Origin of the sequence: Thauera aminoaromatica, from assembly GCF_000021765.1 — a bacterium.
Classification (GTDB): Bacteria; Pseudomonadota; Gammaproteobacteria; order Burkholderiales; family Rhodocyclaceae; genus Thauera; species Thauera aminoaromatica.
Genome location: NC_011662.2, coordinates 3,387,189 through 3,411,959, shown reverse-complemented (window position 1 = coordinate 3,411,959; position 24,771 = coordinate 3,387,189). Strand labels below are relative to the sequence as shown.

Sequence of the window (24,771 nt, the reverse complement as noted above, 5' to 3'; positions counted from 1 at the left end):
TACTCTCGCCTTTTGGGCGAAGAGCGTGAGTGCGACGCAAAGGGGTTCCCTGATGAGCTATCTGGACGAAATCGATGATCCGCGCAAGCCGAGCAACGGCACCTTGCACGACTTCCGGGAGATCCTGGTGATCCTGATCGCCGCTGTGCTCTCGGACTGCGACACGGTCGAGGACATCACCTTCTGGGCGCGCACCAAGGAGGCGTGGCTGCGCCGCTTCCTCGTGCTCAAGAACGGCATCCCGTCCGAAGAGACGTTCCTGCGGATCCTGCGTGCGCTCGATCCGAAGCAGTTCGAGAACATGTTCCGGCGCTGGGTGGGCGGCGTGGTCGGTGCGCTCAGCGACGATGCGGGCCTCGCCGGCACGATCGCAATTGACGGCAAGACCGTGCGCGGCTCGGGCAGCGGCGGCGAGAGCGCGATCCACATGGTCAGCGCCTTCGCCACCGAGTTGGGACTGGTGCTCGGCCAGGAGAAGGTCGCCGCCAAGAGCAACGAGATCACCGCGATTCCGGAGTTGCTGGAGGCGCTCTCGATCAAGGGGCTGCTGGTCACGATCGACGCCATGGGCTGCCAGAAAAGCATTGCCAAACAGATCGTTGCGAAGAAAGGCGACTACCTGCTGATGGTCAAGGGCAACCAGCCCAAGCTGCTCGAAGCGATCGAGACCGCCTTCATCGATCAGCACGGCGTCGAGTCGGTCGACCGCAGTTCGCTGGTCGAGCGCGGCCACGGCCGCACCGTCGGGCAGATCGCCTCGGTGCTCTCGGCCAAGGGCATCGTCGATCTGGCCGACTGGCCCAAGTGCGTGACGATCGGGCGCATCGACTCGATGCGGGTGGTCGGCGACAAGCAATCCGATCTCGAGCGGCGTTACTACATCAGTTCGCGCGCACTGAGCGCCGAGCAACTGGCCGCAGCGATACGTGCGCATTGGGGTGTGGAGAACCGGCTTCATTGGATCCTCGATGTCAGCTTCAGCGAGGACGCCAGCACGGTGGCCAAGGACAACGCGCCGCAGAACCTTTCGCTGCTGCGCAAGATCGCGCTCAACATCATCCGTGCCGACAAGACCGACACGCGCAAGAGCAGCCTTCGGCTCAAGCGCAAGGGGGCGGCGTGGGATGACGGGGTGCGGGAGCGCATGCTGGGGATCCGGGCGATATGCTAGGCGAGTGCGGAGGCCCTGCGGGCGGTGGAGATCTCGGTTGGGTCGCTGTCGCCGACGATCAACTGGAGGACTTTAGCGGTACAGGACTTTGCTCTACCACCACTTGATGCTCAGGGTGCAATAGTTGAATTACTCAACGCGTGCGCGGAAAGTACCCGGCGTTCGGAAGATGCACTTAACGCCGCAAGGCATGTCCTCCAAGCGTACAAAGACACTCTGGTTGGCAGAGCAGGGCCCGGCAAGTCAGAGAGTTGCCTATTGAGCGGCCTGTTGCTTCAGTCTCCAGAGAGTGGATGCAGTGCGCCACCGCGGGACGCAGTTACCGGCCACTTTGTGTTGGGCTTGGCATCATTGTCCCGCACCGGATACGTGTCGGGAGACTTCAAATCAGTTGAGCCGACCAGCAGAATGCTCGCTGCGAGGCTTGCTGTCGGCGACCTCCTGATATCTCGATCGAATACAGCAGATCGTGTCGGATACGTGGGGATCTTCACTGACGAACGAAATGACGTTTCTTTCCCCGACACAATGATGCGGTTGAAGCCGAACCCTTTCCTGATCGATCCTCGCTACCTCGAAGCATTGATGCAAGCGACTCCCGCACGGGAATATCTCATGAGGATTGCTGCAGGAACGAGCGCGAGCATGAAGAAGATAAATCGCGCCAATCTGCTCAATATGCCACTGAGGGTGCCACCGCTTGAGGACCAGCGAGTGTTTCTGGCAACTCTGGGTACGCTCAGGAAAGCTATGAATGCGCAGTTGGAACGACTCGAGACGGCGCGTAGTTTTGCGAGAAAAGCTGCGGCAACGGCGCTGGATGGAGGTTAGATGTTCACTGAATCCAACACCGTCGAGGCCTACCTGTCCGACCTCCTGGCGGACTTAGGCAACCCCCTCGCTAATAAGGCCGAAGAGCCCTCTCCCAACTACCTCCGCAAGCCAAGGCGCACTGGTTGGCACTTCGCAGCCCCCGCCGACATCCCCCGCCAGCCGCATGAGCTCCTCGTCGAACCCTGGCTGCGCGACGCCCTCATCCGCCTCAACCCCGAAATCGCGGCCCGGCCCGATCTGGCCGACGAAGTCCTCTACAAGCTGCGCGCCATCGTGCTGTCGGTGCGTTCCGACGGCCTGATCCGCGCCAACGAGGAAATGGCCGCCTGGATGCGCGGCGAACGCTCGATGCCGTTCGGGCCGAACAACGAGCATGTGCCGGTGCGGTTGATCGACTTCGACGACCTGGGGCGCAACGAATTCGTCCTCACCCGTCAATTCACCTTCCGCGCTGGCCCCGCAGAGCGCCGCGCCGACCTGGTGCTGCTGGTCAATGGCTTGCCGCTGGTGTTGATCGAGGCCAAGACGCCGGTGAAGAAGTGCATCAGCTGGGTCGACGGCGCGCTGCAGGTGCATGAGGACTACGAGAAGTTCGTCCCCGAGCTGTTCGTGTGCAACGTGTTCTCGGTGGCGACCGAGGGCAAGGAGTTCCGCTACGGCTCGATCGGCCTGCCGGTGAAGGACTGGGGGCCGTGGAACCTGGATGGCGAGGCGGACGATGCGCGCGGCCAGACGCATCCGCTCAAGTCGCTGCGGCAGTCGGTGGAGAGCATGCTGCGTCCGCAGGTGGTGCTCGACATCCTCGCCAGCTTCACGCTGTTCGCCACCGACAAGAAGAAGCGCCGCATCAAGATCATCTGCCGCTACCAGCAATACGAGGCGGCCAACAAGATCGTCGAGCGCGTGCTGGCGGGCCAGCCGAAGAAGGGCCTGATCTGGCACTTCCAGGGTTCGGGCAAGTCGCTGCTGATGGTGTTCGCGGCGCAGAAGCTGCGCATGCACCCGCGGCTGAAGAACCCCACGGTGCTGATCGTGGTGGACCGCATCGACCTTGATACCCAGATCACCGGCACCTTCACCGGCGCCGACATCCCCAACCTGGAAAAGGCCGACTCGCGCGAGAAGCTGCAGCAACTGCTGGCGCAGGACGTGCGCAAGATCATCATCACGACGATCTTCAAGTTCGGCGAAACGCCAAACGGGAAAGCCGGGGCGCTGAACGAGCGCAGCAACATCATCGCCCTGGTCGACGAGGCGCACCGCACCCAGGAAGGCGACCTCGGCCGCAAGATGCGCGAGGCGCTGCCCAATGCCTTCCTGTTCGGCCTCACCGGCACCCCGATCAACCGCGCCGACCGCAACACCTTCTACGCCTTCGGCGCCGACGAGGACGAGAAGGGCTACCTGAGCCGCTACGGCTTCGAGGAGTCGATCCGCGACGGCGCCACGCTGCGGTTGCACTTCGAGCCGCGGCTGGTGGACCTGCACATCGACAAGGCCGCGATCGACGAGGCCTACAAGGACCTGACCGGCGGCCTGTCCGACCTCGACCGCGACAACCTCGCCAAGACCGCCGCCAAGATGGCGGTGCTGGTGAAGACGCCCGAGCGCATCCGCCGCATCTGCGAGGACATCGTCCAGCACTACCAGAGCAAGGTCGAGCCCAACGGCTTCAAGGGCCAGGTCGTCACCTTCGATCGCGAGTCCTGCCTGCTGTTCAAGGCCGAGCTCGACAAGCTGCTGCCCACCGAGGCGACCGACATCGTCATGTCGGTGCAGCCGGGCGACCGCAAGGAGCGTCCCGAATACGCCCGCTACGACCGTAGCCGCGACGAGGAAGAGCGCCTGCTCGACCGCTTTCGCGACCCGGCCGACCCGCTCAAGCTGATCATCGTCACCGCCAAGCTGCTCACCGGCTTCGACGCCCCCATCCTGCAGGCGATTTACCTCGACAAGCCGCTGCGCGACCACACGCTGCTGCAGGCGATCTGCCGGGTGAACCGCACCTATTCCGAGCAGAAGACGCACGGCCTCGTCGTCGATTACCTGGGCATCTTCGACGACGTGGCTGCCGCCCTGGAGTTCGACGACCAGAGCGTGAAGCAGGTCATCAGCAACATCCAGGAGCTGAAGGACAAGCTGCCCGAGGCAATGCAGAAATGCCTCGCCTTTTTCCCCGGCGTCGACCGCAGCCAGCAAGGCTACGAAGGCTTGATCGCCGCCCAGCAGTGCCTGCCGAACAACGACACCCGCGACGCCTTCGCCGCGGAATACAGCGTGCTCGCGCGCATCTGGGAAGCACTGTCGCCCGACCCGCTGCTTGGACAGTACGAGACCGACTACAAGTGGCTGTCGCAGATCTACCAGTCGGTGCAGCCGTCGAGCGGCCACGGCAAGCTGATCTGGCATTCGCTCGGCGCCAAGACCATCGAGCTGATCCACCAGAACGTGCATGTCGACGCCATCCGCGACGACCTCGACACCTTGGTGCTCGACGCCGACCTGCTCGAGGCCGTGCTGTCGAACCCTGACCCGAAGAAGGCGAAGGAACTCGAGATCAAGCTCAACCGCCGGCTGCGCAAGCACCAGGGCAATCCGAAGTTCAAGGATCTATCCGAGCGGCTGGATGCGCTCAAGGAGCGCTTCGAGTCCGGCCAGATCAACAGCGTCGACTTCCTCAAGCAGCTGCTGCAGATCGCCAAGGAAACCCTGCAGGCTGAAAGGGAGACCCCTCCCGAGGAAGACGAGGACCGCGGCAAGGCCGCGCTGACCGCGCTATTCAACGAGGTGAAGACCCCCGAGACGCCGATCATCGTCGAGCGCGTGGTGACGGACATCGACGAGATCGTGCGCCTGGTGCGCTTCCCGGGATGGCAGGGGACGCAGGCGGGGGAACGGGAGGTGAAGAAGGCGCTGCGGAAGGCCTTGTTCAAGTACAAGCTGCACGCGGACGAAGAGCTGTTCGAGAAGGCGTTCAGTTATATCCGGCAGTATTACTGAGCGACCCGAGCATCAACGGGCAAAACGACACATGACCACGCAGACCCATTTCAGCCTTCTGCCGCCCGTTACACCCCGGATTGACAACGCGCGCCAGCGCGGAGTATCAGTCACTCCCCCTGCAGCAAGCGATCCGCACAACCGTCAGTCTCGACGCGAGAAGACCCGATGACCGCAGCACAACCCAAGAATCCGCTCCATGGCCTGACGCTCGAACGGATCGTGACCGACCTGGTCGCCTGCTTCGGCTGGGCGGGCCTGGGGCGGCGGATCGACATCCGCTGCTTCAACCACGAACCGAGCATCGCCTCGAGCCTCAAGTTCCTGCGTCGCACGCCGTGGGCGCGCGAGCAGGTGGAGGCGCTGTATCTCGATACCCTGCGTGCGGCCGCCCGGCCGGGCGCGGCAACGGACCCCGACACCCCGCGGAGCACCCCGAACACGTGAAGACCCCGAGCAGAATTGAACCGCTGGTGGCCGACGGCCTCGTCGACCACGTCCTGCGCCAGCTCATGAGCGGCAAGGAGGCCATGGTCTATGTCGTGCAGTGCGGCGACGAGCTGCGCTGCGCCAAGGTGTACAAGGAGGCCAACAAGCGCGGCTTCCACAAGGCGGCCGACTACACCGAGGGGCGCAAGGTCAAGAACAGCCGTCAGGCGCGCGCGATGGCCAAGGGCTCGCGCTACGGCCGCCAGGAGCAGGAGGCGGCGTGGCAGCACGCCGAGGTCGACGCGCTGCGGCGGCTCGCCGCGGCCGGGGTGCGCGTGCCCGTGCCCTACGACTTCCACGAGGGCGTGCTGCTGATGGAGCTGGTGGCCGACGAGGACGGCGAGCCGGCGCCGCGGCTCAACGATGTGGTGCTCGACGAGGCGGATGCGCGGCGCTTCCATGCCGAGCTGGTGCGCCAGGTCGTGCGCATGCTGTGCGCCGGCATCGTCCATGGGGATCTGTCGGAATACAACGTGCTGGTCGATCGCGACGGGCCGGTGATCATCGACCTGCCGCAGGCGGTGGATGCGGCGGCCAACAACAACGCCCGCGCCATGCTCGAGCGCGATGTCGGCAACCTCGCCGCCTACTTCGGGCAGTTCGCCCCCGACCTGCTCGACACCGCGTATGGCAAGGAGATCTGGGCCTTGTACGAGTCGGGCAAGCTGCAGCCCGAGAGCGCGCTCACCGGGGTCTTCGAGGTGGAGGCCGGGCACGCCGATGTCGATGAGGTGATGCAGGTGATCGAGGCGGCGCGTCGTGAGGAGGCCGCGCGCCAGGCGGGCCGGGCAGAGGCCGCCGGCCAGCGCTGAGCGGCGAGGCGGACTCCGATGCGCGCTTGCCCGGGCGTCTCGCCCGACGGGGTCGAGTGCGATCGGCCGATCCGATGTTCCATTGGTCGGTCCGGATCGTCGGTGACGTGCGTCGCAGACTCGACAGCATTCGTACGCGCGCGGACCGCGCGCAGGCTGCCCGGCTCGAGGGCTGGCTGGGGGCGGTGCTTGCCGACCGCTCGGACCGGAGTCCGGGTTTCGACCTCGACTGCGCTCAGGTGTGGGGGAGGCGCGTGTCGCCCGGCCCCCGCCATGGCAGAGGCGGCGCCACGAGGCGTCGCGCCCGGCCGTCACCGACCGCGCCGAAGCGCTCGTCGCCGCGCTCCCACGCGGCCTGCGCCTGCGCGATGTCGGCTCTGCTGAAGCCGACGAAGTTCCACCACATCTGCACCGGTTCGTCGAACGGCTCGCCACCCAGGAACAGCACCCGCGCGCCTGCGGGCAGGGCCAGGTGCAGCTCGCCGCGTCCTTTGCCGAGGTAGGCGAGCTCGTCTGTACGGATCGTCTCGCCGTCGATCTTCAGATCGCCCACGAGCGCCATCAGCCCGTACTCGAAACCGGGGTCGAGCGCGAGCGTGAGCGCGCTCGCCTCGTCGCAGGCGATGTCGATGCCGACCAGCGCGGAGTGGATGCGCGCCGGCGCGGTCCGTTGGCCGTAGCGGCCGGCGAGCAGGGTGAGTTCGGCGCCGCCTTCGCGCCATTGCGGCAGCGTGGGGTAGTGGTCGAAGGCCGGGGCGCAATCCTGGTGCTCCGGCGGCAGGGCGATCCACAGCTGCGCGGCGTGCAGCCGCACGCCGTCGTGCAGCGAATCCTCGGTATGGGCGATGCCGTGGCCTGCGGTCATCAGGTTGACCTGTCCCGGGCGGATGAGCTGCTCGTTGCCCAGGCTGTCGCGGTGCAGCACCTCGCCCTCGATCAGCCAGGTGAAGGTCTGCAGGCCGATGTGCGGATGCGCGCCGACGTGCAGGCCCTTGCCGGGCTCGAACTGCACCGGCCCTGCGTGGTCGAGGAAGCACCACGCCCCGACCATGCGCTGCCGGCGATTGGGGAGGGTGCGGCGGACGAGCATGCCGTCGCCGAGGTCGGCGCTGCGGGGCTGGATGCGGACGAGCGGGTTCATGGTCGGTGTCCTCGTGGGGCTGCTGCCTTGGGCGTCGTGGGGATTCCCCGTGGAGAGATTCTTGCGGCGCGTCGACCGCGGTGGGCTGTTCGGGTGCCGAGTCCCGGCGGGGTTCTTCAGTACAATGACCAGAGGCTCGACAGATCGATGTGTCGAGGCGCCGCTCGCTGGAAAAGTGGACAGCGCGTGACGAGATCGACGAATGAGGATTTCGATGAATTGGATCATGGCAGTGTCGATCGGTTTCTGTGTCCTCCTTTCGAGTGGCACGGCCATGGCCGCGGGCGCCGGACAGGAAGGGGGGATGGCGAGCGTGCAGGTGCCCGCGCAGCAGGAGAAGAAGGAAGGCGCGAAGACGGCAGTGACGGAGGCGGACCCCGGCAATCGAGCTTCGTTGCTGTATATCGTGCTGATCGGTGGGGTGATGGTCGTGGCCATGAAGATGGCGATCGCTTACGGCAAGAAGAAGCTGGACGAGGAGCGCGAGGCCGCCCGAGAGAAAGCTGCGCGTGAGGAGCGACAGAACAAGTCGCAAGCGCAGGGGTGAGGCAGGCGGGGCCCTGCGTTTGAAAACGCGGAATCGATCCCCATATAGAAACGATTGGCCATCCTGGCCACCCACCCCCAGGAACTTCCGGAGACCATGTGATGGGCTGCTGCGGCCGCGCGAGATTCGCCTTGTGCATCGACCAGGCACATGCCTGGCCCCGGCCTCGATAGCGCCTTGCCGGCGCGGATCGGCAGGCCGGGGTCGGTGGAGTGTCTTTTCCTCTCGTCTCGAAGGTCCTGCCATGGTTCGCGCGCTGTACTCCCGCGCCGGCTCGCATGCCGGCGTCGGTCTCCTCCTCCTGGTGTTGTTCTTCCTGTATGCCGAGCGGGCGTTCGGGTTGCTGCCGGCCGATCATGCCGTGCAGGCCTGGCTCGATCCGGTGCGCAATGCGGCGCTCGCGCTCGCCCTGTTCACCGGCGCGCATCTGCTGCACGCGCTCGCGTCGGCGCGGCTGTCGCAGCGGCGCAAGGGGCGCAAGCCGGTGCCCAAGGTGCTGCTGGACCTGCTGCGGGTGTTCCTGTTCGCGCTGGCGGCGCTGGGCGGGCTGTCGCTGCTGTTCCGCCAGGACCTGTCGGGGATCCTGACCGGCTCGGGCCTGGTGCTGGCGGTGCTGGGCTTCGCGATCCGCAACGTGGTGGCCGACACGCTGTCGGGGATCGCGCTCGGGATCGAGGCGCCGTTCCGCATCGGCGACTGGGTGCGCATCGAAAACCTGGCCCAGGGGCGGGTGCAGGAGATCGGCTGGCGCACGACGCGGCTGGTGACCGGGGACAGCACCTACGTGATCCTGCCCAACAGCCAGATCTCGCGGCAGCGGATCACCAATTTCAGCGCGCCGAAGAAGGAATATCGCGACCATGCCGAGCTCACCCTGCCGGTCGCGCTGCCGGTGGCCGAGGCGCGGGAGCTGATGCGCGCGGCGCTGACGCATGCGGCGAGCATCGCCGAGGACAAGCCGCCCGAGGTGCAGCTGGTGTCCTATGGCCCTGGGGGCATCACCTATCGGGTGAAGTACTGGGTGCCGCAGCACGACCGCGAGCCGGTCTGCCGCGACGAGGTGCTCGGGCTCGTCGATGCGGCGCTGCGTGCGCGCGGGGTCGTGCTGGCGCAGCCGCTGGCGGTGTCCGCGTGCCAACATGCGGAAGCCGCGTCCTAGGAACAGGCTTGCCTGCGCGGCTCGTCGGGGCGGGGTGTGGCGCTGTCGGTCTTTTTTACACTCGGAGACGGGTGTCGACGGAAGTCGTCGATAAATCAGCGGCTTACGGTTTGGTTCGGTTCTTGCTTGAGTCTTTTCGGGGAGTGTTGGATACCGGGGAGGAGCGAATCATGAGGCAGGCTTGCGCATCGATCCTTGCAACTGCGGCGCTGGTCACGGCGCTCGGTTCCGGCACGGCAGAGGCGGCCGTGCTCGATGTCACGGTTCGCGGCAGCGACGCGATCTTCCTGGCGGGGAGAACGGACATCACGATTCCGCTGGCGTCTGCGCCTTGGAGCTCTCCCACCGGCATGCAACGCCACGGGGGGGCGACGCCCGAGGAGATCCAGGAGACCTTCCCGCCATACCTCGGCGTGGCTGCGGGCGACGTCATCCGCCTCGCGGATCCCTCGATCGGCGGCATCAGCTACTTCAACGGGGTCGGTGCGCCGTTCTATGGCCCCGAGGGCAACAACGCCGATTGCGCGGGGTCGAGCTGCAGCGATCTCTCGTCCTTCGGCGGCATCAGTGGCTACTTCGGTCCCGAGGGGGCACTCGTCGGCGTCTTCCTGGACAACAGCATCCCCAGCGCTGGCGCACCCGCGCGCCTCGACTTCAGCACGACCGGCCTGGGCCGCAACTTCACGACACTGAGCCCCGGGCTCGGGCAGATCTTCTATATCGGCAACGGCGTGACCACGTCCTCGATTTTCCAGGAGTTCATCGCGCCGAGCGGCGCCACGAGGCTGTTCCTGGGGATCCCGGACGGCTTCGGCTTCGATGGCGTGCCCGGTGCCTACGACGACAACGATGGCGCCTACCGCGTCCGCATCGGCGTCAACGAGGTGCCCACCGTGCCGGAGCCGGGCGTGCTCGCGCTCCTCGGGCTGGGCCTCGTCGGCCTTGCCGCCGCGCGCCTGCGCACTCCTCAAGGGAGCAAGGTGCCGGGCTGAGCACGCCGCCGCGCCGGCTTCGCCACGGGCTCGGCGCCCTTGGCGAAGCCGGCGGGTTTCGTGTGCTCCGGAGCGCTTTCAGTCGTGTAGCGGCGCGACCATCACGCGGTTGCGGCCGGCCTGCTTGGCTTGATACATCGCGCCGTCGGCGCGCTTCAGCGCGCTCTCCAGGCTTTCGCCCTCGGCCAGGCGGGTGACGCCGGCGCTGAAGGTGATCACGATCTTCTGCATTTCGGCCATGAAGAATTCGCGGGTGAGCTCGCGCTGCAGGCGCACGAGCGCCTGTTGGGCGTCGGTGTCGCCGGTCTCGGGCAGCAGGATGACGAACTCCTCGCCACCATAGCGGGCGAGCACGTCCTGGGGGCGCAGGTGCTGGCGCACGACCTTGGCGAGGTGTACCAGGGCGTCGTCGCCACCTTTGTGGCCGAGGCTGTCGTTGAGCTTCTTGAAGTGGTCGATGTCGAGCAGCGCGACGGCGAGCCGCGTGCCGCGACGCTGGGCGCGCGCGGATTCGGTCTGGAACATCTCGTCGAGGCCACGGCGGTTGAGCGCGCCGGTGAGCTGGTCGTGGCGCATCAGGCGGCTGGCTTCCTCGAGCTCGTTCTGCAGCGTGACGACGCGCTCCTGCGCCGCCGTGGCCTCGCCGCGGGCGACGATGAGCTCGTCGCGCGAGCGGCGTGCCTCGTCCTGGATGCTGCGAGTCTCGGTCATGACCTCGTCGAGCAGGGGGCCGATCTCGGTGATGTCGTTGGCCTGGGCGATACGCTGGGCGCACTGGCCGATGCGGTCGTGGTAGGCGCCGGTCGATTCGGAGAAGCGCGCGAGCTGGTCGACGAAGCCGGCGAGCATGTCGCGCAGGTGGCGCTGGGACTGGGCCAGGGTGTGCTTGAGCTGGCCCTGCTTGTGGATGAGTTCCTTGAGGCGGCGGCCGGCGTCGTCGATCTTGCGCGGGTCGGGACGGCTGTCGACGATCTCGCGCAGCATCTCGATCTGGCCGGCGAGCCAGCGATCGTCGAGCACCAGCTCGTCGATGTTGCGAAGCAGCATGCGCAGCAGCTCGAGCATGCCGGCGCGGATTTCGGCCTCGTCGGCGGCGGCCAGCTCGAGCTCGTGTGCGAAGGCGCGCAGGCGCGTGCCGACCTCGCGCAGGCCAGCGGCCTCGCTGCGACTGGCAGCTTCGGCGCACAGCGTGGCGGCGGTCTCGCGCAGCGGCGGTTGTTCCTCCAGCAGCGGCGGCAGGGCCTCGCCCAGGCTGATGGTGACGAGCTCGCGCAGGGCGTCGATGGTGGCGGAGTCGACGCCTGGAGTGGAGGCAGGGGGGTGCGCGGCAGCGGCGGTGCGCGCGGGCGTGGCGGGCCTTGCGGTGCTTGCGTCGGCACGGGGCGAAGCGCTGGCGTCGGGTTCGTCTGCCGCGTCGGGCACCTCGACGGCGAGCGCATCGGCATCGGTCATGGCCTGCGTCCAGCTCTTGAGCAGGCCCTGCAGGCGGGTGTACAGCGCCGCCGGGTCGGCTGCGCCCAGCACGCGGTCGAGGGCCTCGCGCTTGCGCGCCGGGGTCCAGCCGGTCTGACGCGCCTCCCACTGGCGCAGCAGGTTGCCGATGAGCTCGTTCCAGGCCTGCGGTTCGCCCAGCTTGAGGCTGTCGAGGTAGCGCTCGAGTGCGGCCTCGGCGGCCTTGTCGCGACCGTCGGCGAGCGCTTGGTCGAGCTGGTGGCCGTGGCGCTGGCGCTCGGCGCTGTCGCGCGGCAGGCGGCGGGCGAGTTTGCGCACGAAGGCTTCGGGCAGGGCGTCGTCGTCGGGCCGGGTGCCGGCGATCTCGTGATAGAGCTTGCGGTAGTTGTCCGGCGTGGGGGCAATCCGGCGCAGCGCGAGCTGGCGCAGGGTTTCGCGGGCGATCTCGGAGGGATTGCTGGGCGTGGACATGTTGAGCGGTGGAAATTCCTGGGTCTGGCGCATGTTTCCGGCATTCTGACAGGACTTCCCGTGCTTTCGGTGAGGAAGTTCCGAGGGCGGGCACGGAGGGAGTCGAGCCCCGGTGATCTGCCGATCCGTAGATATTAATCAAATGCTTATATTTCTGGCTGGCCTAGACTGGAAAAGCAGGTCGTCTCGGCGGAGGAACGGAAAATGGGCAGGCGGACATTCGACTGGCGGCGCTGGATCGGCGGGGCCTTGATCCTCGCGACGAGCATCATGGCGGGTGCGGCAAGCACGCCCGCAGGGGGGGGATCTTCCGGTGGCTGCGGCCGGCGGCAAGGCGGCGAGCACGGCGGACCACAGCAGGTTCAAGGAACTGCAGGGCCCGTTCGAGAGCGGGCCGGAGGTCACCAAGGCCTGTCTCGCCTGTCACAACGAGGCCGGGCACCAGGTGATGAAGAGCGTGCACTGGACCTGGGAGGCGATCAGCCCGACCACCGGCAAGAAGCTGGGCAAACAGCACGCGGCCAACAACTTCTGCGGCTCCATCCTTTCCAACGAGCCGCGCTGCACGAGCTGCCACGCCGGCTACGGGTGGACGGACAAGAACTACGATTTCACCAACCAGAACAACGTGGATTGCCTGGCCTGCCACGACACGACGACGACCTACAAGAAGATCGCCACCGATGCCGGCCATCCGCTCTACGCGCCGCGCGAGCTGCCCAAGGGCAGCGGCAGGATCGTGCAGCCGCCCGACCTGGCCAGGATCGCGCAGGCGGTGGGCAAGCCGGGGCGGCACAACTGCGGCGCGTGCCACTTCAACGGCGGTGGCGGCGACGCGGTCAAGCATGGCGACCTCGACTCCTCGCTGGTCAAGCCGCCGAAACACGTCGATGTGCACATGTCGCCCGATGGCGAGAACATGAGCTGTGCGGACTGCCACACCTTCAACGCCCACCAGCCCTCCGGCAGCCGCTACGCGGCTACCGCCAAGGACACCAAGGGCCTGGACATGAAGCATGAGGACCACAAGCGCGCGACCTGCGAGTCCTGCCACGACCTTCGCCCGCACAAGAACGAGCGCCTCGACAACCACGCCAGGCGAGTGGCTTGCCAGACTTGCCACATCCCCGAGTTCGCGCGCGGCGGCATCGCCACCAAGGTGCTGTGGGACTGGTCGACCGGCGGCAAGCGCGGTCCGGACGGCAAGCCGCTGTTCATCCAGGACGACCACGGCCACCTGATCTACTCGGCGGAAAAGGGCGACTTCAAGTACGGCGAGAACGTGCGCCCGACCTACAAGTGGTACAACGGCGTGGTCCATCAGATCGCGCTCACCGACAAGATCGACGACAGCAAGATCCTCGAGCTGAACCGCGTCGAAGGCTCGGCGAGCGACCCGAACGCGCGCATCTGGCCCTTCAAGGTGATGGTCGGCAAGCAGCCCTACGACCCGGTGAACAAGACTCTGGTGGTGAACCACGTATACGGCCAGGACGACACCGCGTTCTGGGGAAACTTCGACTACGCCAAGTCGATCAAGGCCGGCATGGACTACGCCGGCCTGCCCTACAGCGGCCAGTTCGGCTTCATCGAGACGCGCATGAACTGGTTCATCACCCACATGGTGGCGCCCAAGGAAGACGCGCTCAAGTGCAGGGACTGCCACACCCGCTCGGAAGACGGCCGCCTCGCCGGGATCACCGACCTCTACCTGCCCGGTCGCGACCGCAACGGCTGGGTCGATCTCCTCGGTGGGCTGGCGATCATCGGCGCGATCGGCGCCGGCTCGATCCACGGCATCGCCCGCATCCTCACCCGTCGCAAGGGGCACTGAAAATGAGCGCGAACCGCATCTACATCTACAAGCGCTATGAACGCTTCTGGCACTGGTCGCAGGCGCTGCTGATCATCGTCATGATGATCACCGGCTTCGAGATCCACGGCAGCTATACTCTTTTGGGCTTCAGGAAGGCCGTGGATGCGCACACGATCGCGGCATGGACGCTGCTGGTGATCTGGGCCTTCACGATCTTCTGGCAATTCACCACGGGCGAGTGGCGGCAGTACGTCCCGTCGATGAAGAACGTGTCGGCGATGGTCCTCTACTACACGGTGGGGATCTTCAAGGAGATGCCGCATCCCTTCCGCAAGACGACGGTGCAGAAGCACAACCCGCTGCAGCGCCTGGCCTATCTCGCGCTGCTTGCGTTCATCTCGCCGCTGATCTGGGGCTCGGGCCTGCTTTACCTGTTCTATGGCAACTGGGCGCAGCTCGGCATCGACGAGATGTTCTCGCTCGAGGGCGTGGCGCTCGTGCATACCGCAGGTGCGTTCATGATCACCGCGTTCTTCTTCATCCACGTGTATCTGACGACCACGGGGCACACGATCTTCGCGCACATCAAGGCGATGATCACCGGCTGGGAAGAGGTCGATGACGACCACCCGCCCGCCGCGGCCGAGCAGGGCGGGCGCACACCCGGCGCGGCTTGAGTGCTTGCGCCGTATCGCGGCACCACCAAGGGACGCAGACGCCCCGCGGCGGATTCAGCGCGGGGCGTCTGCGTCCGGGAGTTCGTAGCGGTCGGCGATGTAGGCCGGGCCCTTCATCACGAACACGATGAAGGCACCGATCGCCACGGTGAACACCACCGTCCAATGCAGGATCACCGCTGCCAGCACCCAGATGTCGACCATCTGCAGCGCGCGCACCGCCTCGATGCTCTCGTCGCCCCACCAGTGCAGCCGGGCGAGCAGGGACACGGCCACGCAGGCCGCGGTGCCGACGAGCGCGACCATGGGCAGGCGCGCCAGCACCTTGCGTTCGAATCCTGCCGGTTCGGTGCGCGAGCCGGGCAGGCGGCGCCAGCGCTTTTCCATGATGTTTCCCCGAGGTGTGTGGTGCGGCAGCAAGCCGGTTCCGTTCGATCCGATGCCTGGGTGCCAGACCGATGCGATCCGTGGCAAAAATCACCACGTCCGGCAGAAGCCCGGCGGACCGGGGGTAGAATGCCGGAACAGCACTCGACTCGCACAGTTCGCGGCACCGCTCCGGACGCGAGGTTTCCGGACTGCTGTTCAGACACCGATCCGCGTACCAGAGTTCTCCCCGAAATGACCCTTCAGCAAGCCGAAACCGCCGCCCCCGCGCCCCTCAGCACCAACGCGCAGGACCAGGCCAAGCAGCCGCGCATCGAACCGCGTGCCATCCTCAAACGCCTGCAGGCCGAATCGCCGGCATTTCGCGACAGCAAGCCGTTGGCGCTGAAGATCGACACGAGCATCCTGGCCCGCTTTCCCGATTTCGACCGCAAGAACCTGCGCATCGCCCTGCGCATGTACACCGCCTCGACCAAGTACCTCAAGGCGGTCGAGCGTGGCGGCGAGCGCTTCGACCTCGACGGCAACGCCTCCGGAGAGGTTACCGAAGAGCAACGCCAGCACGCGGCCACCACGCTGAAGGAACGCTTCGCCGCGGTGGCCAAGCAGCAGCGCGAGAAGCGCGAGGCCGAGGAGGCCGAACGCCGCCGCACCGAGAAGCTCCAGCAACTGGTGAGCAAGTTCGGCCGCTGAACCCGGGCGGGCCTACGCTCGGCGCAGATCGCGCCGTACCGAGTCGGCCCGCGCCATCCAGATCCCTGCCCCGGCCGCGACCGCCACCACGAGCGCCCCGCCAGGATGGCCGGTTCCGATCATCAGGCCGGCGAGCAGGCCGAGTGCGAGCAGCACCCTGGAAGTGATGGTTTGCATGGTGGTCTCCTGAGCTTTTCGACTGTGCAACAACTGTATATATAAACAGTTATCCGTGCAAGTTCGTGTGCATGCAGGGGCTGCCCGTGCGTTTCCTCCGACGCGATGGCTGAGTGGCGTCTTGCGCTATAATCCGCACCGCCTTGCCGGCATAGCTCAGTTGGTAGAGCAGCTGATTTGTAATCAGAAGGTCGTGGGTTCGATTCCTATTGCCGGCACCAGAATTCCTCCGGTGCTTGTGCGGCGCAAAAAGTTCTTGCCTTCTCGTAGTTCACCGTTTATAGTTCTGTTTCTCCGACGCGGGGTGGAGCAGTCTGGCAGCTCGTCGGGCTCATAACCCGAAGGTCGCAGGTTCAAATCCTGCCCCCGCAACCAAAAAAGTCATTAAAGCCAATCACTTAGCGGTGATTGGCTTTTTTGCGTCTGGAGTGTCGTGCCCACGCCGATCGGGTCTTAGCGTCCTGAGCGCCGACATTCATGGCTCTTTGTGTCACGTGCCGCCATGTTTTCCTGTCAAGTCAGGGTGTTGCCCGCGTGGAGCTTTTCACTCCCCAGTTCTCCGATCGAGCAGGTCGGTTCGCAGGCAGCTGGCGGCGACGGGCGAGGCCTGGGCACGGCGTGCGGATCGGCACTCGTTGCCGATCGCGTGGCTGGCGCGCCGGGGTTGAGAGTCCGAGGAGAGTGCGGGTGGTGCGGATGCCCTCGACAGGCTTGCGACCGGCGGGCTCGACGTCTTGCCGATCAAGCCGATCACGCGCGACGCCTTCGCTCAGCGGCCGCGGTCCTCCACGGCGGCGCGCAGCGCGCGGAAGCTCTCGTCCTCGCCCTGGCCCGAGGTATCGACCACATGGTCGGCGCGCAGGTACTGCGGTTCACGCGCGGCGAGGATGCGGCGCAGGTCTTCCATCGCTTCCGCGCTACCGGCCATCGGACGCAGGTCGCCCTGCGCGCTGACGCGCTGCATGTGCTCCTCGGGCGAGGTGCGGAGCCAGATCGTCAGACAGCGCGACAGCAGCAGGTCGTAGGTCTCGGTCTGCGAGACGATTCCGCCGCCCGTGGCGAGCACCGTGCGTTCACCGCTGTCGAGTGCGCGCCGCAGGCAACGCTGTTCGATGCGGCGATATCCCGACTGGCCGTAGAGGGCGAAGATCTCGCCCATGGGCATGCCGGTCTCGCGTTCGATCTCGGCATCGAGCTCGACGAAACGGAAGCCGAGTTCGGCCGCCAGCCTGCGGCCCAGTGTGGTCTTGCCGGCGCCGCGCAGGCCGATGAGGGCGATCCGGTTGCGCCGCGCGGCCTCTTCCTGGCCGTAGTCGCGCATCAACCGGAAGACCACGTCCTCCAGCCGGTGGCGCGGCAGTTGTTCGAGGATGCGCCGCACCAGGCGCTGCTCGACCGACTCCTCGGCGCCCAGGTTCAACATCTCCGGCAGCGACAGCCCCAATGCGCTGGCGATATGGCGTAGCAGCACGATCGAGACGTTGCCCTCGCCGGCCTCAAGATGGGCGAGATGCCGCTCCGACACCCCCGCGTCGCGAGCCAGCTGCTTGCGAGTCAGGCCACGCCGGTCGCGCGTCTCGCGCACGCGCCGGCCGAGCGCGAGCAGGAACTCCCCGTCGCTGCGCGGATCGGGTCGCACCGCCGGGTGCGCGACCGGTACAGGCGCGTCGGAGGCTGCGAGGGTCGGATTCTGGTCGTTCATTACGGAGCGGAGGTCGGAGATTCGTGTTTATGGTGCCGCTGGCGATGCGCTGTCAACGGCGTGACATCGGAGGCTCCCGGCCGGTGTGCGGGGAGTGCATTCAAGCATAGCGGCAAGTGCAGTATATTGCACCTTAGACTTTATCTAAATAATTGAATTTCCTTGTTTTTGGTGCGATGCAGGGTTGACAGCATCCGGATTGGGGGTATTCTTTTGCATGTCTCGCCGAAAGATGCACTTTAGTGCACTTTTTTGGATGGCTTGTGCGGTACCCCAGCCAGTCCGCTCGGCGATCGTGCCAAGGTTCTCTCGCGTCGTACCGTTCCGTGTGCATGCCGGTCGGTACGGTCCGGGATCAGGATGGAGACAGGACGATGCACACCCTCAGCACCGCAGATCACGGCTGCACGCCGCCCCGGATCGTGATTCCGGATCCCTACAACGCCGCCGACGACCTGCTCGGGCGCAACCTCGTCGCCGGGCGCGGCAGCAAGGTCGCCTACATCGACGATGCCGGCAGCTACACCTACGACCAGCTCGCGGCGCGTGCCAGCCGCTGTGGCAATGCGTTGCTCGGCACCCTCGGGCTGGCACGCGGCGACCGCGTCCTGATGTGCGTGCTCGACTGCATCGATTTCCCCGCGATGTTCCTCGGCGCGATCAAGGCCGGGGTGGTGCCGATCGCAGTCAATACGCTGCTCACCGAACGCGACTACGAGTACATGCTCTCCGACAGCGGTGCGCGTGTGGCGGTGGTATCGCAGGCGCTGTTGGCCAATTTCGCCGCGCTGCCCGGGCGCGTGCCGACGCTCGAGCGCCTGGTCGTCGCCGGTGGTGACGACGACGACGGTCTCGAGGCGCTGCTCGCCGCGCAGTCCGAGCAGCTCGATGCCGCGCCGACGCGTGCGACCGACCCCTGTTTCTGGCTCTACTCCTCCGGTTCCACCGGTGCGCCGAAGGGCACGGTGCACATTCACTCCAACCTCATCCATACCGCCGAGCTGTACGGACAGGAGGTCCTGGGCATCCGCGAACAGGACGTGGTGTTCTCGGCCGCGAAGCTCTTCTTCGCCTACGGCCTCGGCAACGGCCTCACCTTTCCGCTTTCGGTGGGCGCCACCGCCATCCTGATGGCCGAGCGGCCCACGCCGGATGCGGTGTTCAAGCGCCTGCGCGAGCACCAGCCCGACATCTTCTACGGCGTGCCCACGCTCTACGCCGGCATGCTCGCGCACACCGGCTGCCCGACCGCGGGCGAGATGAAGCGGCTGCGCGCCTGCACCTCTGCGGGCGAGGCGCTGCCCGAGGGCGTGGGGCGGCGCTGGAAGGAGCGCATCGGGGTCGACATCCTCGACGGCATCGGCTCCACCGAGATGCTGCACATCTTCCTGTCCAACCGCGCCGGCGACGTGCAGTACGGCACCAGCGGCACGCCGGTGCCGGGCTACCGCGTGCGCCTGATCGACGAGGGCGGCGACGAGATCACCGCGGCCGAGGAGCCGGGCGAACTGCAGATCTCCGGGCCGAGCTCGGCGGTGCAGTACTGGAACCAGCCGGAGAAGAGCCGTGCCACCTTCCTCGAGGGCTGGACGCGCAGCGGCGACAAGTATTACCGCAACCGCGACGGCTACTACGTCTACTCCGGGCGCAGCGACGACATGCTCAAGGTGAGCGGCATCTACGTGTCGCCGATCGAGGTCGAGTCGGCGCTGATCGCCCACGAGGCGGTGCTCGAGGCGGCGGTGGTCGGCATCGAGGACGAGGAACGCCTGATCAAGCCCAAGGCTTTCGTCGTGCTCAAGCCCGGCTACGGACCCGGCGAGGCGATGCGGCAGGAGCTGCAGGCGCACGTCAAGGGCATGCTCGCGCCCTACAAGTATCCGCGCTGGATCGAATTCGTCGAGGATCTGCCCAAGACCGCCACCGGCAAGATCCAGCGTTTCAAGCTGCGCGGCATCTAGTGCTTTGGCGGCGCTCGGGGGCGCCGCCCGTGTTCACACCATCAAAAGAGAGGAGACGGACATGGTCGGAAAGGACAGGAAGCTGCGCCTCGCAGTGAGCGCGCTCGGGCTCGGCCTGGGCATGTTGCTGGCGCAGGGCGCGGCGGAGGCGGCGGACAAGGTCAAGGTGGGGCTGATGCTGCCCTACACGGGCACCTACGCCTCGCTCGGCAACGCGATCACCAACGGCTTCAAGCAGTACGTGGCGGAGCAGGGCGGCAAGCTCGGCGGTCGCGAGGTCGAGTATTTCGTCGTCGATGACGAGTCCGATCCGGCCAAGGCGACCGAGAATGCCAACAAGCTGGTCAAACGCGACAACGTCGACGTGCTGGTCGGCACCGTGCATTCGGGCGTGGCGCTGGCGATGGCCAAGGTCGCGCGTGACTCCAAGACCCTGATGATCATCCCGAACGCGGGCGCGGACGAGCTTACCGGTCCGCTGTGCGCGCCGAATGTGTTCCGCACCTCGTTCTCGGCCTGGCAGCCGGCGAATGCGATGGGCAAGGTGGTCGCCGAACGCGGCCACAAGAACGTGGTCACCCTGGCCTGGAAGTACTCCTTCGGCGAACAGTCGGTCGCCGGCTTCAAGGAGTCCTTCGAGCAGGCCGGCGGCAAGGTGGTCAAGGAGCTCTACCTGCCCTTCCCGAACGTGGAGTTCCAGCCCTTCCTGACCGAGATCGCCAACCTCAGGCCGGATGCGGTGTTCGTATTCTTCTCCGGCGCCGGGGCGGCGAAGTTCGTCAAGGACTACGAGGCGGCAGGCCTGAAGGCGGGCCTCCCGCTCTACGCCCCGGGCTTCCTCACCGACGGCACGCTGGAGGCCATGGGCGGCGCCGGCGAGGGCGTGCTGACCACGCTGCACTACGCCGACGGCCTCGACAACGCCAGGGAGAAGTCCTTCCGCAGCGGCTATGTCGCGGCCTACAAGGCGCAACCCGACGTCTTCGCGGTGCAGGGCTACGACAGTGCGCAGCTGCTCGCCGCGGGGCTCTCGGGCGCGCCGGCCGGAGCCTTCGACAAGGAGGCGGTCATGAAGGCGATGAGCGCCGCCACCATCGACAGTCCGCGCGGTAGCTTCACCCTGTCCAAGGCCAACAACCCGGTGCAGGACATCTACCTGCGCAAGGTCGAGGGCGGGCAGAACAAGGTGATCGGCGTCGCCGCACCCAAGCTCGCCGACCCGGCGCGCGGCTGCAAGCTCATGAACTGATTCCGTCGCGGAGGCGGTGGCGGGCCCTCCGCCTCCGCGTCGCAGCCCGCTTCCACCCGTCTGTCCATCGCATCCCGGCGTGTTCCGCATGTCTGGGAGGGAAGGGTTCAATCATGGATTTCACCTCGTTCCTGATCCAGATCCTGAACGCGCTCCAGTACGGCCTGCTGCTTTTCCTGGTGGCGAGCGGGCTGACCCTGGTGTTCGGCATCATGGGCATCATCAACCTGGCGCATGGCAGCTTCTACATGATCGGCGCCTACCTGGCCTTCGCGCTCACCAGCCTGACCGGCAACCTGATGCTCGCGATCGTGCTCGGCATCCCGCTCGCCTTCGGCTTCGGCGCGCTGCTCGAGAAGCTGCTCTTCGTGCATCTGTACAAGCGTGACCACCTGCAGCAGGTGCTGCTGACCTACGGGCTCATCCTGATCTTCGAGGAGCTGCGCAGCCTCACGGTCGGCGACGACGTCCACGGCGTGGCCATCCCCGACCTGTTCTCGGCTTCGATCGCGCTCTCCGACAACCTCTCCTATCCGGTGTACCGGCTGGTGATCTCGGTGGTGTGCATCGCGCTCGCTGTCGGCTTGTGGTGGCTGATGCAGCGCACCCGACTGGGGATGATGATCCGCGCCGGCTCGTTCAACCGCGAGATGGTGCAGTCGCTCGGGGTGAACATCGACCTGCTTTACCGCACCGTGTTCGCGCTCGGCGTGGCGCTGGCCGCGCTGGCCGGCATGCTCGCGGCGCCGATCTCCTCGGTGTACCCGGGCATGGGCGGCAATGTGCTGATCATCTCCTTCGTGGTCGTGGTGATCGGCGGCATCGGCTCGGTGTGGGGCGCGCTGGTGGCGGCGCTGCTGGTGGGGTTCGCGGACACGTTCGGCACGATCCTGCTCCCCGAGCTCGCCGGACTGGCGGTCTATCTGCTGATGGCGGTCGTGCTGCTCTGGCGCCCCGAAGGCATCTTCAGGAAGGGGTGAGGCGATGAACCCGCGAGTCGTGCTGTCTTTCAAGCTCGCCGTGCTGGCAGGGCTGGTGCTGTTTCCGGCGATCGGATCCAGCTTCTATGTCGAGTTGGTGGCGAAAATCCTCGTGATGTCGATCTTCGCGATGAGCCTGGCGCTGCTGGTCGGCTTCACCGGCCTGGTGAGCCTCGGCCATGCCGCATATTTCGGCATCGCCGCCTACACGGTCGCGCTGATCGCGCCCGAATACGAGGCGGCCAACCTGTGGTTCGTGCTCGCGGCCTCGGTGCTGGCGGCAGGCGCCGCGGCGTTCTTCATCGGGCTGTTCGTGCTGCGCACCAAGGGCATCTATTTCATCATGGTGACGCTGGCCTTCGCGCAGATGGCCTACTACATCTTCCACGACACCGCACTCGGGCGCAGCTCGGACGGCATCTATCTCAACGTCAAGCCGGATGCCAGCCTCTTCGGCTGGATGCCGTTCAACCTCGACGAGCCGCTGCACCTGTACTACTTCATCCTCGCCGCGATGGTGGCGGTGTTCGTGCTGCTGGCCTTCGTGCTGCGCTCGCCCTTCGGTCGCGTGCTCGCCGGCATCCACAGCAACGAGCACCGCATGAAGTCGCTCGGCTACGCCACGCAGCGCTACAAGCTTGCGGCCTTCACCCTGGCCGGTGCGCTGGCCGGGGTGGCGGGCTTCCTGTACGCGGTGCTGTTCGGCTTCGTGACCCCCGATTACCTGTCGTGGCATCAGTCGGGCAACGTGTTGCTGATGGTCATCCTCGGCGGCCTCGGCAGCCTGGCGGGGGCGGTCGCGGGCGCGTTCGCCTTCATCGGCCTGCAGGAGATGTTCTCGGACTGGACCAAGCACTGGCAACTGCTGATGGGCCTGGTGATCGTCGCCGCGGTGCTGTTCATGCCGAGTGGACTGGCCGGACTGCCGCGACGCATCTTCCGCACGGTCAATTGGGGAGAAGACGATGAGTGAGGCGATGCTGGTGGCGGACCGCCTGACCCGCCATTTCGGCGGGCTGACCGCCAACCTCGAGGTGTGCATCACGCTCGAGCGCGGCAAGCTGCATGCGCTGCTCGGCCCCAACGGGGCGGGCAAGTCGACCTGCATCAACATGCTCTCGGGCGACCTGCCGCCTTCCGCGGGGCGCATCCTGCTCGAAGGGCAGGACGTGACCGGGCTGGATTCGGCGGCACGCTCGCACCGCGGCATCGGCCGCAGCTACCAGCGCACCAACATCTTTCCGCAATTCACCGTGCTGGAGAACTGCCGGCTCGCCGCGCAGTCGCGCAGGCCGCGGCCGTGGCGGATCTTCACCGATGCGATGAAGACGCGCGACACCGTCGAGCGCGCGCAGGCGGCGATCGTCGAGGCGGGCCTGGGCGGGCGCGAGCTGCGCAAGGCCGGCCTGCTCTCGCACGGCGAGCAACGCCAGCTCGAGATCGCGATGGTGCTGGCCACCGACGCGCGTGTCCTGCTGCTCGACGAGCCGCTCGCCGGCATGGGCTCGGAAGAGTCGGCGCAGATGGTCGAGCTGTTGCGCAAACTCAAGCAGAACCGCGCGATCCTGCTCGTGGAGCACGACATGGATGCGGTGTTCGCGGTGGCCGACACGATCACCGTGATGGTCGAGGGCTCGGTGCTCGAATCCGGACCGCCCGAGCAGATCCGTAACAGCGAGGACGTCCAGGCGGCCTATCTCGGGGAGGATGAACATGGCTGAGATGCTGCTCGAAGCGCGCGACCTCCACACCTACTACGGCTCGAGCCACATCCTGCACGGGGTGAGCTTCTCGATCCGCAAGGGTGAGGCGCTCGGCCTGATGGGGCGCAACGGCATGGGCAAGACCACGCTGATCCGCAGCATGCTCGGCCTGGTGCGGCCGCGCCACGGCACGGTGCGCGTGAACGGCGACGACATGACGCGCGCCAAACCGCACCGCATCGCGCTCGCCGGGGTGGCCTACGTACCCGAGGGGCGCGGCATCTTTCCCAACCTGAGCGTGCGCGAGAATCTCGTCATGGCGGCGCGCGCGGGCGTGGACGGGCGGCGCGAATGGACCTTCGAGCGCGTCATGGAGACCTTCCCGCGCCTGGGCGAGCGTATCGACAACGGCGGCGGCCAGCTCTCGGGCGGCGAGCAGCAGATGCTCACGATCGGACGCGCGCTGATGACCAACCCCGACCTGCTGATCCTCGACGAGGCCACCGAGGGCCTCGCGCCGCTGATGGTCAAGGAGATCTGGAAGGTCATCCGCACCATCCGCGACACCGGCATCGCCACGGTGGTGGTGGACAAGAACCACTCGGCGGTGACTGCGCTGACCAACCGCTCGGTGATCCTGGTCAAGGGCGAGGTGGTGTTCGACGGTCCGAGCGAACAGGTGCGCCAGGAGCCGGCCTTGATCCGCAAGCACCTCGGGGTGTGATGCTTCGATACGCGGGCGCGGCCCGGCAGGCCCCGTCCGCGCGTTGTGCGCCGCCCGCGGCGGCGCTGCGCCCGTCCCGGTCCGTCCTCCTCAATCGTCCGGCAGCACCGCCGTGACCTCGATCTCCACCTTCGCGCCGGCCTCGACGAAGCCAGCCACCTGCACGGCGCTCATCGCCGGGTAGTGGTGGCCGATCAGGTCGCGATAGACCGTGCCGATCTCCTCGAGGCGGGCGTTGTACTCGGCGGCGCTGCCCAGGAACCAGGTCATGCGCACGATGTCGGTCGAACGCGCGCCGCCGGCGTCCAGGATGGCGAGCACGTTGCGCAGCGCCTGGCGGATCTGCTCGACGAGGTCCTCGCTGCGGAAGACCTCGTCCGCGTCCCAGCCCACCTGGCCGGCGACGAACAGCATCCGTCCGCTCGCGGCCACTCCATTGGCGTAGCCCTTCGGCCGTTTCCAGCCCGCGGGTTGAAGAATCTGCATGTCTGTCTCCTCGAGTGCGTTTCTGGCGCTGCGCGTACGCGCTTGATGCGCGACCGGGCAGCATGTCAAATAGTGCAGTTCGCGGGCGTATTCTGCAATAAAATGCAGAACTTGGGCGGCTGACGATGCGATGGTGTCCGCTTTGGCG

Annotated in this window: 23 protein-coding genes and 2 tRNA genes; 19 read left to right on the top strand and 6 right to left on the bottom strand. The window is 66.5% G+C overall.

The window, feature by feature from the left end; genetic code table 11:
• Positions 1-52: 52 nt before the first annotated feature.
• From TMZ1T_RS15125 to TMZ1T_RS15110, 5 genes are all read left to right on the top strand, one after another.
• On the top strand, positions 53-1,171 hold the full coding sequence (locus TMZ1T_RS15125; protein ID WP_004265615.1) for an ISAs1-like element ISTha1 family transposase: 1,119 nt from the start codon (positions 53-55) through the stop codon (positions 1,169-1,171).
• 480 nt (positions 1,172-1,651) lie between these two features.
• A complete protein-coding gene (locus TMZ1T_RS21610; protein ID WP_315968366.1) occupies positions 1,652-2,002 on the top strand; it encodes a restriction endonuclease subunit S domain-containing protein in 351 nt (116 codons plus the stop codon).
• Positions 2,003-5,005: a type I restriction endonuclease subunit R gene (locus tag TMZ1T_RS15120; protein WP_012585828.1), complete on the top strand. Its 3,003-nt coding sequence runs from the start codon at positions 2,003-2,005 to the stop codon at positions 5,003-5,005.
• 168 nt (positions 5,006-5,173) lie between these two features.
• Positions 5,174-5,452, top strand: coding sequence for a VF530 family protein (locus TMZ1T_RS15115; RefSeq protein ID WP_004298167.1), 279 nt, complete (start codon positions 5,174-5,176; stop codon positions 5,450-5,452).
• On the top strand, positions 5,449-6,306 hold the full coding sequence (locus TMZ1T_RS15110; RefSeq protein WP_004298165.1) for a PA4780 family RIO1-like protein kinase: 858 nt from the start codon (positions 5,449-5,451) through the stop codon (positions 6,304-6,306). The genes TMZ1T_RS15115 and TMZ1T_RS15110 overlap by 4 nt, the downstream gene beginning before the upstream one ends.
• Before the next feature lie 235 nt (positions 6,307-6,541).
• Here TMZ1T_RS15110 and TMZ1T_RS15105 read toward each other — a convergent pair whose 3' ends face one another.
• Positions 6,542-7,447, bottom strand: coding sequence for a pirin family protein (locus TMZ1T_RS15105; protein WP_012585827.1), 906 nt, complete (start codon positions 7,445-7,447; stop codon positions 6,542-6,544).
• A 214-nt stretch (positions 7,448-7,661) separates the two neighbouring features.
• On the opposite strand from TMZ1T_RS15105, the gene TMZ1T_RS15100 reads away from it, so the two are divergent.
• The 3 genes from TMZ1T_RS15100 to TMZ1T_RS15090 all read left to right on the top strand — a co-directional run bounded on the left by TMZ1T_RS15100 (position 7,662) and on the right by TMZ1T_RS15090 (position 10,145).
• Positions 7,662-7,994: a hypothetical protein gene (locus tag TMZ1T_RS15100; protein ID WP_012585826.1), complete on the top strand. Its 333-nt coding sequence runs from the start codon at positions 7,662-7,664 to the stop codon at positions 7,992-7,994.
• A 244-nt stretch (positions 7,995-8,238) separates the two neighbouring features.
• Entirely contained in the window at positions 8,239-9,153 is a 915-nt protein-coding gene (locus TMZ1T_RS15095) for a mechanosensitive ion channel family protein (protein WP_004298158.1), read from the top strand.
• A 71-nt stretch (positions 9,154-9,224) separates the two neighbouring features.
• A complete protein-coding gene (locus TMZ1T_RS15090; protein ID WP_231570781.1) occupies positions 9,225-10,145 on the top strand; it encodes a PEP-CTERM sorting domain-containing protein in 921 nt (306 codons plus the stop codon).
• A 78-nt stretch (positions 10,146-10,223) separates the two neighbouring features.
• On the opposite strand, the gene TMZ1T_RS15085 is transcribed toward TMZ1T_RS15090, so the two are convergent.
• On the bottom strand, positions 10,224-12,101 hold the full coding sequence (locus TMZ1T_RS15085; protein ID WP_083768704.1) for a GGDEF domain-containing protein: 1,878 nt from the start codon (positions 12,099-12,101) through the stop codon (positions 10,224-10,226).
• Between the two features lie 280 nt (positions 12,102-12,381).
• Between TMZ1T_RS15085 and TMZ1T_RS15080 the strand changes: the two genes are divergently transcribed.
• Together TMZ1T_RS15080 and TMZ1T_RS15075 are read left to right on the top strand one after the other, a co-directional pair.
• Complete coding sequence (locus TMZ1T_RS15080; RefSeq protein ID WP_012585824.1) at positions 12,382-13,902, top strand: tetrathionate reductase family octaheme c-type cytochrome; 1,521 nt, start codon at positions 12,382-12,384, stop codon at positions 13,900-13,902.
• 2 nt (positions 13,903-13,904) lie between these two features.
• Complete coding sequence (locus tag TMZ1T_RS15075; RefSeq protein ID WP_004298151.1) at positions 13,905-14,561, top strand: cytochrome b/b6 domain-containing protein; 657 nt, start codon at positions 13,905-13,907, stop codon at positions 14,559-14,561.
• Between the two features lie 54 nt (positions 14,562-14,615).
• On the opposite strand, the gene TMZ1T_RS15070 is transcribed toward TMZ1T_RS15075, so the two are convergent.
• Complete coding sequence (locus TMZ1T_RS15070) at positions 14,616-14,948, bottom strand: hypothetical protein (RefSeq protein WP_004298149.1); 333 nt, start codon at positions 14,946-14,948, stop codon at positions 14,616-14,618.
• Between the two features lie 234 nt (positions 14,949-15,182).
• Here TMZ1T_RS15070 and TMZ1T_RS15065 point away from each other — a divergent pair, with 234 nt between their 5' ends.
• Positions 15,183-15,641, top strand: coding sequence for a ProQ/FINO family protein (locus tag TMZ1T_RS15065; protein ID WP_004298148.1), 459 nt, complete (start codon positions 15,183-15,185; stop codon positions 15,639-15,641).
• Positions 15,642-15,653: 12 nt separating this feature from the next.
• Here TMZ1T_RS15065 and TMZ1T_RS21365 read toward each other — a convergent pair whose 3' ends face one another.
• The gene (locus TMZ1T_RS21365) at positions 15,654-15,818 is read right to left on the bottom strand and encodes a hypothetical protein (protein WP_004298146.1); all 165 of its coding nucleotides are present in this window, start codon (positions 15,816-15,818) and stop codon (positions 15,654-15,656) included.
• A 145-nt stretch (positions 15,819-15,963) separates the two neighbouring features.
• On the opposite strand from TMZ1T_RS21365, the gene TMZ1T_RS15060 reads away from it, so the two are divergent.
• Together TMZ1T_RS15060 and TMZ1T_RS15055 are read left to right on the top strand one after the other, a co-directional pair.
• Positions 15,964-16,039 (top strand) — tRNA-Thr (locus tag TMZ1T_RS15060).
• A gap of 77 nt (positions 16,040-16,116) precedes the next feature.
• Positions 16,117-16,193 (top strand) — tRNA-Met (locus tag TMZ1T_RS15055).
• Positions 16,194-16,587: 394 nt separating this feature from the next.
• Here TMZ1T_RS15055 and TMZ1T_RS15050 read toward each other — a convergent pair.
• The gene (locus TMZ1T_RS15050; RefSeq protein WP_004298145.1) at positions 16,588-17,520 is read right to left on the bottom strand and encodes a helix-turn-helix transcriptional regulator; all 933 of its coding nucleotides are present in this window, start codon (positions 17,518-17,520) and stop codon (positions 16,588-16,590) included.
• Between the two features lie 374 nt (positions 17,521-17,894).
• Here TMZ1T_RS15050 and TMZ1T_RS15045 point away from each other — a divergent pair, with 374 nt between their 5' ends.
• The 6 genes from TMZ1T_RS15045 (at position 17,895) to TMZ1T_RS15020 (ending at position 24,137) form a co-directional block, all read left to right on the top strand.
• Positions 17,895-19,481 carry a benzoate-CoA ligase family protein gene (locus tag TMZ1T_RS15045; RefSeq protein WP_004266041.1) on the top strand — a complete coding sequence of 529 codons (1,587 nt, stop codon included), beginning with the start codon at positions 17,895-17,897 and terminating at the stop codon, positions 19,479-19,481.
• 61 nt (positions 19,482-19,542) lie between these two features.
• Complete coding sequence (locus tag TMZ1T_RS15040) at positions 19,543-20,730, top strand: ABC transporter substrate-binding protein (protein WP_004266037.1); 1,188 nt, start codon at positions 19,543-19,545, stop codon at positions 20,728-20,730.
• A 113-nt stretch (positions 20,731-20,843) separates the two neighbouring features.
• Positions 20,844-21,710 (top strand): branched-chain amino acid ABC transporter permease, encoded by an 867-nt coding sequence (locus tag TMZ1T_RS15035; RefSeq protein WP_004266034.1) that lies wholly within the window; start codon positions 20,844-20,846, stop codon positions 21,708-21,710.
• A gap of 4 nt (positions 21,711-21,714) precedes the next feature.
• Entirely contained in the window at positions 21,715-22,683 is a 969-nt protein-coding gene (locus TMZ1T_RS15030; protein WP_004266032.1) for a branched-chain amino acid ABC transporter permease, read from the top strand.
• Complete coding sequence (locus TMZ1T_RS15025) at positions 22,676-23,431, top strand: ABC transporter ATP-binding protein (protein WP_012585823.1); 756 nt, start codon at positions 22,676-22,678, stop codon at positions 23,429-23,431. Before TMZ1T_RS15030 ends, TMZ1T_RS15025 begins: the two co-directional genes overlap by 8 nt.
• A complete protein-coding gene (locus TMZ1T_RS15020; protein ID WP_004266027.1) occupies positions 23,424-24,137 on the top strand; it encodes an ABC transporter ATP-binding protein in 714 nt (237 codons plus the stop codon). The genes TMZ1T_RS15025 and TMZ1T_RS15020 overlap by 8 nt, the downstream gene beginning before the upstream one ends.
• 90 nt (positions 24,138-24,227) lie before the next feature.
• On the opposite strand, the gene TMZ1T_RS15015 is transcribed toward TMZ1T_RS15020, so the two are convergent.
• Positions 24,228-24,623: a RidA family protein gene (locus TMZ1T_RS15015; protein ID WP_012585822.1), complete on the bottom strand. Its 396-nt coding sequence runs from the start codon at positions 24,621-24,623 to the stop codon at positions 24,228-24,230.
• Between the last annotated feature and the right edge of the window lie 148 nt (positions 24,624-24,771).